The 8508-nt window shown below is 69.9% G+C and carries 9 protein-coding genes and 1 riboswitch; of the genes, 6 read left to right on the top strand and 3 right to left on the bottom strand.

Annotated elements, in window-relative coordinates:
* Positions 1-1566 (bottom strand): hypothetical protein (locus tag RMO85_RS06805; RefSeq protein ID WP_310527876.1); only part of this gene is annotated, 1566 nt, incomplete at its 3' end.
* A 245-nt stretch (positions 1567-1811) separates the two neighbouring features.
* On the opposite strand from RMO85_RS06805, the gene RMO85_RS06800 reads away from it, so the two are divergent.
* The gene (locus tag RMO85_RS06800; protein WP_010833605.1) at positions 1812-2090 is read left to right on the top strand and encodes an Lrp/AsnC family transcriptional regulator; all 279 of its coding nucleotides are present in this window, start codon (positions 1812-1814) and stop codon (positions 2088-2090) included.
* 6 nt (positions 2091-2096) lie between these two features.
* On the opposite strand, the gene RMO85_RS06795 is transcribed toward RMO85_RS06800, so the two are convergent.
* On the bottom strand, positions 2097-3875 hold the full coding sequence (locus tag RMO85_RS06795) for a DEDD exonuclease domain-containing protein (RefSeq protein WP_310527870.1): 1779 nt from the start codon (positions 3873-3875) through the stop codon (positions 2097-2099).
* A gap of 63 nt (positions 3876-3938) precedes the next feature.
* On the opposite strand from RMO85_RS06795, the gene RMO85_RS06790 reads away from it, so the two are divergent.
* The 5 genes from RMO85_RS06790 to RMO85_RS06770 all read left to right on the top strand — a co-directional run bounded on the left by RMO85_RS06790 (position 3939) and on the right by RMO85_RS06770 (position 8277).
* Positions 3939-4208 carry a hypothetical protein gene (locus tag RMO85_RS06790; RefSeq protein WP_310527867.1) on the top strand — a complete coding sequence of 90 codons (270 nt, stop codon included), beginning with the start codon at positions 3939-3941 and terminating at the stop codon, positions 4206-4208.
* 60 nt (positions 4209-4268) lie between these two features.
* Positions 4269-4475: a hypothetical protein gene (locus tag RMO85_RS06785; RefSeq protein WP_310527864.1), complete on the top strand. Its 207-nt coding sequence runs from the start codon at positions 4269-4271 to the stop codon at positions 4473-4475.
* Between the two features lie 167 nt (positions 4476-4642).
* A riboswitch (cyclic di-AMP (ydaO/yuaA leader) is annotated at positions 4643-4808 on the top strand.
* 13 nt (positions 4809-4821) lie between these two features.
* Complete coding sequence (locus tag RMO85_RS06780; RefSeq protein WP_310527863.1) at positions 4822-5811, top strand: NlpC/P60 family protein; 990 nt, start codon at positions 4822-4824, stop codon at positions 5809-5811.
* 37 nt (positions 5812-5848) lie between these two features.
* Positions 5849-7060: a hypothetical protein gene (locus RMO85_RS06775; RefSeq protein WP_310527861.1), complete on the top strand. Its 1212-nt coding sequence runs from the start codon at positions 5849-5851 to the stop codon at positions 7058-7060.
* Positions 7057-8277 (top strand): M48 family metallopeptidase, encoded by a 1221-nt coding sequence (locus RMO85_RS06770; RefSeq protein WP_310527857.1) that lies wholly within the window; start codon positions 7057-7059, stop codon positions 8275-8277. Before RMO85_RS06775 ends, RMO85_RS06770 begins: the two co-directional genes overlap by 4 nt.
* 7 nt (positions 8278-8284) lie before the next feature.
* On the opposite strand, the gene RMO85_RS06765 is transcribed toward RMO85_RS06770, so the two are convergent.
* A complete protein-coding gene (locus RMO85_RS06765; protein ID WP_310527853.1) occupies positions 8285-8446 on the bottom strand; it encodes a Flp family type IVb pilin in 162 nt (53 codons plus the stop codon).
* Between the last annotated feature and the right edge of the window lie 62 nt (positions 8447-8508).

The raw sequence follows: 8508 nt of genomic DNA, 5'->3' as shown, positions 1-8508 counted from the left end.
GGCCGGGCTGCCGGCGATCGTGAAGCTGCGCAAGGGCGCCAGGGACTTGGTGCCCTCGGCGGTCTCGGCGTACACCGACCAGGTGTAGGTGCCCGGGGCGAGGCGATTCTGCCCCTTGGGGGTGTAGGAGGTGGAGTAGGTCGTGGCCGAGTCGACCTCGCCCAGGCCGAGCTTGATCACCACCCGGTAGGTCATGGCACCCGGGGTGGGGTCCCAGCTGAGGCTCGGCACGCTCACGGTCGCACCGTTGGCCGGTGACATGTTCGTCACGGCCAGACCCGAGTAGTGGAAGCTCTGGGTCGGGGACCACAGGCCCTGGACACCGGGCAGGTCGCCGCCCCCGGGCTTCACGTAGGGGCGGTCGAGCGGACGCACGCGCCAGTAGTTGGTGATGCCCGGCTGGGGGTCACAGTCCTCGTTGATGCGGTTGGGCAGGACGTTGACCAGGTCGGTGTCGTTGATCGCGAACAGTCCGGGTGTGTACGTCGTGGCCGCGACGCGGCAGGAGTTGTAGGTGTTGGGCGAGAAGTTGACGTCCGTGCCGACCCAGATCTCGTACTCCGAGGCGTTGGTGACCGGGTCCCACTGGAAGTAGAGCGGGTCGGGGACGTTGGTTGACCCGTCGACGGGGAAGACCGGGTTGGGCCTGACGTCGTAGTGGCGGTTGAAGTCGACCTGCGAGCGTGCCCAGCCGGAGGAGTTGCCGGCCGTGTCCACGGCGCGGACCCGCCAGTAGTAGCCGTTGTTGTCGTAGGTGATGGGCGGCGAGAACCTGGTGCCGAGGACCCGGCCGGACGGTCCGGTGCGGTCCTCGACGATCGCGCCTGCCGTGAAGTCGATGTTGCTGGCGACCTGGAGCTCGTACCCGATGGCACCGTCAACCGGATCCCAGTCCAGGACGACGTCGATCACGTCGGGTGAGACATTCGGCGCGGGGCCGAGGGGACCGGTGATCACCGGGGTTGCCAGCGCCTCGATCCAGAAGCTCGAGGTGTTGCTCGGCAGGGACACGATGCCGGGTCCCTTGGAGGCGATGACCCGCCAGAACCAGTCGCCGAGGCCGAGGGGCTTGGTGATCACGAAGGAGGTCGTCTCGGTGGTGAACTCGTCGGCGCCGACGAAGTCGCTGTCACTGTCGACCTGGACGGTGTAGGACTTCGCCCCCGGGGAGGGGGTCCAGGACAGGAGGGGCGGGTCGTTGGGCTGCTGCAGGTGTGCCCCGTCGACCGGGCTCGAGGGGATCGGCACCGTCACGACGGGCGGGTCGAAGGGCAGGCCCGTGGTCCAGTCCGACCTGTCGATGCCGAGCACGGCACGGACCCGCCAGTAGTTGGTGGCCAGCTTGAGGGTGACCTCGGGGACGTACACCGAGTTCACCGTGGACGCGTTGACCTCCGGGCTGTTGAAGCCGGAGTCGTCATCGACCTGGATCTCGTAGCGTTCGGCGCCGGCCGACCGGTTCCAGTTGAACTTGGTGGACGACGGAAGTGGCTGCGACACGTTGAGCCCGACCGGCGAGGCGGGGGCCGCCGCGTGAGCGGGTGCCAGCGGTCCCACAAGGGCCACCAGGAGCCCCAGGATCACCAGTGCGGCGCATGTGCGAGCACAAGCGATTGACGAGCCAGACGTGCGTGACATCCCGGAACTTCCCCTCGTTGGGTACAGCACAGACGGCGACACGCTACGTAGGCAACGCAGCCCTGCGAGGGCAAATGGCCCTACCTGGCCCGAAATGACTAGACGGTTCTGGCCGATCGGCAAAACGGAGGGACGGATCCCACCGACGACGGGTGACCGCTACGGTGATCGACATGATCACCGCCATCGTCTTCGTCAAGGCCGACGTCGCCCGCATCCCCGAGGTCGCCGAGGCGATCGCGGCATTGGATGGCGTCAGCGAGGTCTACTCGGTGACGGGCCAGATCGACCTGATCGCCATGATCCGGGTCAGCAAGCACGAGGACATCGCCGCCGTGGTCGCCGATTCGCTGAACAAGGTCGAGGGTGTGACGTCCACCGAGACGCACATCGCATTCCGGACGTTCTCCCGGCACGACCTCGAGTCGGCCTTCTCCCTCGGGCTGGACTGACCCGGCTCAGCGCGCCGGCTGGTGCATCGTGGTCGGCATCCGCTGCTCGTCGAACGGCACCAGTGCCAGGCGGGACTGGTTGACCGCGTCATAGACCGACAGGTGACGCGTGGCGCCGCCCACGGGGCAGACCCATTCGCCGTCGACGTCGACCAGCCGGATCCCCGGCGCCTCGAGCCAGCGGAGCACCTTCTCGGTCTCCTCCGCGGTGGCCGCCGGCACCGGACCGGGCGCGTCGGCCACCGTCTCCGCGCTGGCGCGGAGCTGGTGGACATAGTGATGGGCGTCGGCACCCGCCGGGATGACGCCGGCCGCGGCCAGACGTCCGTGTCGCACGATGTGCACCGACCACCGGCCGTCATCCTCACGTCGCGCGGCCACCACCTCGGGACACCCGGTGAGAGCGGAGAGCCGCTGGGTGCGCGCCGCGGCCCGCACGAAGGTGGCCAGCCGGTCGCGGTGGATGCCGGCCTCCTCGAACCGATCGAGGTCGGCCAACGTCGTCATCCGCCGCTGGATGGCGTCGACGACGTCGTCGGGGCGATGGAGCAGGGTGTCGCGCAGTTGACGGACGACTGCGGCGTACGTCGCGGGGTCTGCGCTGCCGTCACATGGCGACAGGCATCGACCCATCTCGGCCAGGACACAGGCGGTGCGGGTGGGCTTCGCCCCGATCCGGTCGGAGCACTGCCGGATCGGGAACGTCTCGTGCAGTGCCGCCAGGCACTTCTCGGCCGTCTTCTTCGACGAGAAGGGCCCGAGATAGTCGGCGTCGTCGTCGAGGACACGGCGGACCAGGGAGAGTCGGGGCCACGGCTCGCGGGTGAGCTTGACGAAGTGCATCTTCTCGGGGAAGCGCGAGCGGCGGTTGTACTTCGGCTTGTGCTCGGCGATCAGCCTGAGCTCACGGACCTCGGCCTCGAGCGGGGTGGCGCAGATGATCGTGGTGACCGACTCGGCCAGTCCGACCATCTCGCCCATCCGGGTCCGGGTCTCCGAGGCGGTGAAGTAGCTGCGCACCCTGCTCCGCAGATCCTTCGACGTCCCGACGTAGAGCACCCGGGCCCGGTCGTCGCGGAAGAGGTAGACCCCGGGGGCGTGCGGCAGCCCCTCGGCCAGGTGGCGCTTGCGGCGCTGGGCCGTGGAGACCCGGGAGGTGAAGGTCTGCAGTTCCTCGATCGTGTGGACCCCCACGCCGCCCAGTCGCTCCATCAGCCCGTGCAGCACGTCGACGGTGGCGCGGGCGTCGGACAACGCCCGGTGATTGGGGGTGGTGGTCGCGTTGAAGAGCACCGCCAGTGACGAGAGCTTGCAGTTGGGCGCGTCGTCGCGAGTGATCACCCGACGGGCGAGCTTGGCCGTGTCGAGGACCTCGAAACCCGGCCACGCCAGGTCCTGCGCGCTCGCGAAGTGGCGCAGGAAGCCGACGTCGAACGGCGCGTTGTGCGCCACCAGCACGGTGCCCGCCGCGAACTCCAGGAACCTCGGGAGAGCCGACTCGATGGACGGCGCGTCGCTGACCATCGAGTCGGTGATCCCGGTGAGCACGGCGATGAACGGCGAGATCGCGGCGTGCGGGTTGACCAGGGTCTGGAACTCGCCGAGCACCTCGCCGCCTCGAACCTTGACCGCGCCGATCTCGGTGATCATGGAGCCGGCCGCCGCGGATCCGCCGGTCGTCTCCAGGTCGACCACGCAGAAGGTGATGTCACGCAGCGGCCGACCCAGCTCGTCGAAGCTGCGCTGGGTCTCCCATCGGGAGGTGGCGGCTGCTGCGGTGCTCATGTCGAGGACGCTAGGTCTGACCACCGACAAAGCGAGGGACGCCGCGCCACTAGGGTGAACGGCGTGACCACACAGCTCCCGGACGAGAACCAACGCTGGCGCTGCGGCGGCTGCGGCAACCTCACCCGGTTCGACGTGACCCGCACCCGGCGGACGGCCGAGTTCTGGCACTTCGACCTGGCCGGCGAGCACGAGGTGGAGTCGACCGAGGTCAAGGACGAGTCCGTGGAGTCGGTGTCGTGTCGCTGGTGCGGTCGCTCCGACGCGATCGAGATCGTCGACCGCAACGAGGCCAGCATCGCCGACGATCCCACCGCGGGCGCCTCGGACTGAGAGCTTCTCGGTGTGTCCGCCCGCGAGTCGTTGTCGGTGGTCGATGCCACGGTGTGTCACATGACGACACGAATCGATTGCGACAGCTGCCTGGTCCGTGGGCTGGCCTGCCACGACTGCATGGTGACGGTGTTGCTCGGGCCGCCGCCCGAGCTCACCTTCGACGACGACGAGCGCCGCGCGCTGCAAGCCCTCTCGGACGGGGGACTGGTGCCACCGCTCCGCCTGGTCCAACCCGTGGCCTGCCCGGTGGTGGAGTCCGCCTGACCTGACGCTCATCCCCGTCAGCCCCGTCAGCCCCGTGAGCCACCCCACATCGGCGACACGGTCCACAAAACCGGTCCAAGATTGGCAGCCCCGACCAGAGCCGACTAGGGTGACACCTCAGGTGTTCGTGGAAGTGGGCCACTCGGGTCCGCGCGAACACCGCGTCGAGTTCGATCCCGTTGACCCCCCGTCAACGGACTCGGAGCCGGGGAACCACTTCCCCAACTGGGGTGAATCGCTTCCAAGGACATGCGCTCGCGCATGTCGCAGGGGCGTAGGGCATGTCGTGCCCGAACCCGTCAGCTCACCCGGTAGACGTACGACACCCTAGGGAGAACACCCGCTCGTGAATCACGACCGGATGCGACTCGGCAGCGCCTTGCTGGGAATCACGGCTATTGCCGCCATCGGACTCATCCCCGTCTCACCCGCCCAGGCCGACCCGGACATCAAGGATGTCCAGGCCAAGGTCGATCGGCTCTACCACGAGGCAGAGCAGGCGTCGGAGCGATACAACGACGCCGAGCTCGACCTCGCCGACCTCCGCAAGGACCTCGCCGCCCTCCGGGCCGACGAGCAGCGCCAGAGCGACAAGCTCGAGGCCGTCCGCGACGAGGTCGCCGAATCGATCCTGCGCGGCTACCAAGGGGAGTCGATCTCCACCGTCGGCCAGGTCGTCGTCTCCGACGACCCCGGCGCCTTCCTGGGTCAGCTCTCGACCATGTCGGGGTTCAACGACCTGCAGGACAACATGTTCGACGCCTACTCCACCGAGCTCGAGGCCCTCGACCTGCGACGCGAGGCCACTGCTGACCGCGCCGCCGAGATCGCCGACACCACCGACGAGCTCGCGGCCGAGAAGTCGACGATCGACGGCAAGCTCGACGACGCCAAGGACCTCCTGGCCGACCTCGAGGCCGACGAGCGCGAGCGCCTGCTGACCTCCCGGTCCGGCACGACCCGGATGCCTGCCTCGGTCCCCGCCTCCGGTCGGGCCGCCGCGGCTGTCTCCTACGCCATGGCCCAGGTCGGCGACGCCTACGTCTACGGCGCGACCGGCGACAGCGCCTTCGACTGCTCGGGCCTCACCATGCGCGCTTGGGGCGCGGCCGGCGTGGGTCTTCCGCACTCGTCCAGTGCGCAGTACGGCTCCGGTGCGCACGTCTCGGCCAGCGACCTCCAGCCCGGAGACCTGGTCTTCTACTACAGCCCGATCAGCCACGTCGGCATGTACATCGGCAACGGCCTGATCGTGCACGCCGCCAATCCCGGCACCGGTGTGGCCGTGGCGGGTCTCTACTCCATGCCTTACGTCGGCGCGGTTCGCCCTGGCTGATAGCCCGACCCCGAGGACCGGTCGCCCACGATGGTGGGTGGCCGGTCTTTCGTTGTGTGTGGGGCTGGTCGCGGCGGGAGGATGGCTGCTCGGGGGCGACGAGCCCTATCGGGCCGACGTGTCGAACGACCGGACAGCACCCACGGCGCGGGCGGGAGCGGCAGCCGCGGCCGTGCAGGATCTGGTGCGGGCCCTCCAGGCAGGTGATGCCGCGGCCGCTGCCGATCTCGCGCCCGCGGCCGATCTCCATGCGGTCGATCTCCTCGCTGCCGTCGCCCGCAATGCGCGCGACCTCAGGCTCGAGGACCTGTCCGCGCGGTATGTCGACGAGGTCGGCGCCGTCTCGCAGGACGGCGCGTGGACCGCGGCGGTCGAGTTGACCTGGGCCGTCGAGGGTTTCGATCGGGAGCCGGCCCACGCCGAGGTGCTCATCGGCTTCGCACCGGAGGGCGACGGCGTCGCCGTCACCGGTCTGGGTGGTGGTGATCGCATCTCACCGCTCTGGTTGCACGAGCGGGTGGTCGTACGGCGTACGCGCCGGGCACTCGTCATGGCGGCCGGCGAGCAGGCCCGGCAGGAGGCGCGGGCCTATCTCCAGCGGGTCCGCCGGGCGATCCCCGTCGTCCGGCGCGTGCTCCCGCAGTGGCGCCCGTCTGTCGTCGTGGAGGTGCCTGCCAGTGCCGCACAGCTGGACGACACGCTCAACGTGGCCGACGGCACCTACGGCGCAATCGCCGCCGTCACGGCCGCCGCCGACGGGTCCGTGCGCGCGGGCGCGCCCGTCCGGGTGTTCGTCAACCCGGAGGTGACGGGCCGGTTGCGCGGCGCGGGTGCCCAGGTCGTGATCAGCCACGAGCTGGTGCACGTCGCCACCGACGCCACCACGGCCGCCCTCGACCCCTGGTTGCTCGAAGGATTCGCCGACTACGTGGCCCTGCGCGACGTCGACCTGCCGTTGAGCACCACGGCTGCCCGGGCGAGCGCGAGCGTTCGGCGCCACGGCGTGCCCGATCAGCTGCCGGGATCCGCCGAGTTCGCCACTGCCGCCCCCGACCTGGAGGCGGCCTACGAGCTGGCGTGGCTGGCGTGTGTCGAGGTTGCCGACCAGGTGGGGGAGCGCGGACTGGTGCGGGTCTACGACCGGGCCTCGGACGGCGCGACCACGGCCGAGGCGCTGGCATCGGTCGGGCTCACCCTCGACGAGGTCGTCCGCGGGTGGCAGGGCAGGCTGAGGGAGCTCGGCTCGTGACTGCGCGGCGGTGTGCGCTCATCGTGGCCGTGTCCGCGGCGATCGGCTTCGCCCTCGTGGCGGCGATCTGGGTGCCCTGGCACCCGGTCCCCGGCGGTGCGCCCGGCGCCGTACGACCCGACTCGGTGTTCACGGCGGAGCAGATCGGGCGCGGTGAGGACTACGCCGCGTGGGCGCGGCGCTGGAGCCTGTTGTCACTCGTGATCAACGTGGCCGTGGCGTCGGTCCTCGGGTTCAGCCGGTGGGGGGCTGCGTTGATGACGCGGCTGCCCGGCCGTTGGTGGGCCAAGATCGTGCTGGGTGTGCTCGCCCTCAGCCTGGTCGGCCGCCTCGCCACGCTGCCCTGCAGTGTGATGTTGCAGCGCCACCGGCTGGCCAACGGGCTCAGCACCCAGTCCTGGGTGGGCTACGCGCGAGACGTGGCGACGAGCGAGGCGATCACCGTGGTCACCACGTCACTCGCACTGCTGGTGCTGCTCGGCGTCGCGCGGCGCTGGACGCGGACCTGGCCGGCCATCGCGGCAGGCCTGGTGGCGGCACTGGTCGTGCTCGGCTCCTTCGTCTACCCGCTGGTCGTCGAGCCCCTGTTCAACGACTTCAGGCCGTTGCCCGACGGTGAGCTCAGGTCGGACATCTTCGCGCTCGCGGACCAGGAGGACGTGCGGATCGACGACGTCCTGGTCGCGGACGCGTCGCGACGTACGACCACGCTCAACGCCTACGTGTCCGGCTTCGGCGGCACCCGACGGGTGGTCGTCTATGACAACCTGGTCGAGTCGCTGCCTCGTGACGAGGCCCTGTCGGTGGTCGCCCACGAGCTGGCGCACGCCGGGCACGGCGACGTCCTCATCGGCACGGCGCTGGGCGGCCTGGGCGGCGCGACCGGGGTCGGCTTCCTGGCGGTCCTGGTCACGGCCGGCTCGGGACGCCGACGCACCTCGATGGCCGACCCTCGGGTCGTGCCACTCGTCCTGGCTCTCAGTGTCTGGGCGACGCTGGCCGCCAGCCCCCTGCAGAGCGCCATCAGCCGGCAGATCGAGACCCGCGCCGATGTGGTCGCCCTGACGACGACCCAGGATCCGGATGCCTTCATCGCGATGCAGCGGACCCTGGCGCTGCGGTCCCTGGCGGACCCGACTCCGCCGCCCTGGCTCCAGTGGTGGTGGGGGAGTCACCCCACGACCCTGGAGCGGGTCGCGCTCGCGCGCACCCTGTGACCGCTACTCAGATGTGCGGCGGGACCAGCCCGAACAGTGCGGCGACTTGCTGCCCGAAGAAGGCCACGGAGATGACGATGACCACGGCAATGAGGCCGGCCATCAGGGCGTACTCAACGGAGGTGGCACCTCGTTCTCCGCTCCTGGTGCAGGAGGATGCTTCGTGCATGGCGATGCGCGCCTTTCACTCAGGGGCTGGGCAATGCAAAGGCCGGCGCCGCGAGCTGCGAC

Source organism: Nocardioides sp. (genome assembly GCF_031422975.1).
Lineage (GTDB): Bacteria > Actinomycetota > Actinomycetes > Propionibacteriales > Nocardioidaceae > Nocardioides.
Note: the sequence above shows the minus strand (reverse complement) of the source record. Positions and strands in the feature narration are given on the sequence as shown.